Below are 956 nucleotides of genomic sequence, written 5' to 3'. Positions count from 1 at the left end.
TCGAAGCCACTATCAACAACCAGTGGCAGCCCCGAATCTGACAAACTAAAACGCGTTCTCTCACCACTACTGTCTAGGAACAGGGCGTCGCGCATCGAAGTCGTTTCATAGCGAATATCGCTATTAAATTGTTCGAATTGAAGATAGGGCTGTAAGGATGAAGCTCCCGAAAAATTAAGCGCTTTCTCGGCAATACGCTGACCTTGCGCTCCCTCATAAATGACTTGCGATTGAACATACTCGCCTTGCTTTGAGAGCTCTACATAATGACGTTCAACGTACAACAGCTCGTTGCTATCAATATCATAAGCTTTGCCGATGAATCTAAGTTGATCTGCAAAAGCCACAGACGTATAGACTGCACCAAGCATCAACAGAAAAAGGAATTTTGTTCTTCGAAATAAAAAAGTCATCTCTATACTCTTCTTATTCAACGTTAGAGATTACGTAGAATCGAAATAGTCGGACTATTTAATATGGAACTACGTCACTTAAACGAAAGCTTGTCGACGCTGATTAAGCATTAATACGACGCACCCAACGGCTAGCCATAGAGCCGCAATAATCGGTAAATGCTCGATCGAAAACGTTAACGCCTCAAGTTTATGTCCCGCGTAATAGGACATTGGCCCACCGATGGCGAAAAAAGCGATCAATAACCAAGGAGAAGTATGTAACCATCGCAAAGACAGAGGGAGGCTCGCTGCAAATCCCACCCACATAAAACACAACCACAATGGCATAGAACCAAGTAGTAAAAAGTTATCTTTAGGGAATGTATATAAACCTAGATCAGCCAAAATGCTGTCAGCGATACAACCAAATAAAATAACGACCGCACAAGCCACATATGTGCTGCGATTTCGAACAACAAAAAAGAAATGTGCAAGCAATACAGCAAGAGGAACTAGCGCTACCTGCCAGCCCTCTAGAATCGCAGCAAACCAGAGACACTG

Annotated in this window: 2 protein-coding genes; both read right to left on the bottom strand. The window is 43.2% G+C overall.

Annotated features, from left to right (window positions below; translation table 11 throughout):
* Window positions 1-413, bottom strand: a 413-nt coding sequence (locus A3738_RS05425) for a hypothetical protein (RefSeq protein ID WP_156503991.1), incomplete at its 3' end; no start/stop codon positions are given.
* Between the two features lie 78 nt (window positions 414-491).
* Window positions 492-956, bottom strand: a 465-nt coding sequence (locus A3738_RS05420) for a DUF2878 domain-containing protein (RefSeq protein WP_068763429.1), incomplete at its 5' end; no start/stop codon positions are given.

This window comes from Oleiphilus sp. HI0066 (assembly GCF_001635725.1).
This window is presented reverse-complemented; position numbering and strand designations above follow the sequence as displayed.